Annotated in this window: 2 protein-coding genes; both read right to left on the reverse strand. The window is 75.2% G+C overall.

The genetic code is table 11. The features are described from left to right. A partial coding sequence (locus tag EJK16_RS11270) for a beta-ketoacyl synthase N-terminal-like domain-containing protein (RefSeq protein ID WP_304999943.1) occupies positions 1 to 817 on the reverse strand: 817 nt, incomplete at its 3' end. Further along, the coding region (locus EJK16_RS11275; protein ID WP_304999944.1) for a CoA-transferase at positions 814 to 1,135 on the reverse strand (322 nt) is incomplete at its 5' end. The genes EJK16_RS11275 and EJK16_RS11270, both read right to left, overlap by 4 nt.

Raw genomic sequence — 1,135 nt, forward strand, 5'->3', positions numbered from 1 at the left:
CCAGGGTCTCGACGGTGGTGCCGGGCCGGATGCCCTCGTCGGTGTCCACGACCGTCTCGCCCTTCTTGGTGGTGACCGTGAGGGGGACGACCTCGGGGGCGAACACGCCGGCCTCCCAGGCGGCCGCTGCCCGGGTGTGCGACGCGGCGGCCACGTCGTCCTGGGCCTCGCGGGTGAGGGGGTAGCGCTCGGCGGTGTAGCGCTCGGTGGCGGTGCCCATGGGCTCGTGCGTGAAGGCGTCGGTCAGGCCGTCGTGGGCGGTGTGGTCCAGCAGTTCGATGCTGCCGTAGGGGTGCCCGGCCCGGGAGCCGGGCAGCAGGTGCGGGGCGTTCGTCATGGACTCCATCCCGCCGGCGACGACCACCGTGGCCTCCCCGGCGCGGATCAGCCGGGCGGCGTCGATGATCGCGGTCAAGCCCGAGAGGCAGACCTTGTTCACCGTGGTGGTGTGCGCGGACCAGGGAATGCCGGCGCCGATGGCGGCCTGCCGGGCGGGGTTCTGCCCGGCCCCGGCCTGCAGCACCTGCCCGAGGACCACCGCCTGCACGGCGGCCGGGTCGATCCCGCCGCCCTCGAGCGCCCCGCGGATGGCGGCCGCCCCCAGCTCGGTCGCCGCGAACGCGGCGAGCTGGCCGCGCAGCTTGCCCTGCGGGGTCCGCGCCGCCCCCACGATCACCACATCCCCCGGCGCCCGTTCGCTGCCCGCCGTGCCGGCCTGCGCGGCCGCGGCCGCAGCGCCGGGCCCGGCCGGAGCGGTGGGCTGGGCCTGCGCGGCCCGCCCAACCGCATCTGGGTTGGGGGTGGGGTTGGTGTTCATGCGGTGACCGCCACGCTGACGAGGTCGTCGGAGATGGTCAGGTCGGGTTCGGTGGCCGCGCGGACCTGGTCGACGGTCACCCCGGGGGCGGTCTCGACCAGGACCAGGCCGCCGGGGGTGACGTCGATGACGGCGAGGTCGGTGATGATCCGGTCCACCACCCCCCGGCCCGTGAGGGGCAGGGAGCACTGGGTCACGATCTTGGGGGCGCCGTCCTTGGCGGTGTGCTCCATGAGCACGATGACCCGCCCGGCGCCGTGGACCAGGTCCATCGCCCCGCCCGGGCCCTTGACCATCTTCCCGGGGATCATCCAGTTC

The organism is Georgenia sp. SYP-B2076 (assembly GCF_003991205.1).
Classification (GTDB): domain Bacteria; phylum Actinomycetota; class Actinomycetes; order Actinomycetales; family Actinomycetaceae; genus Georgenia.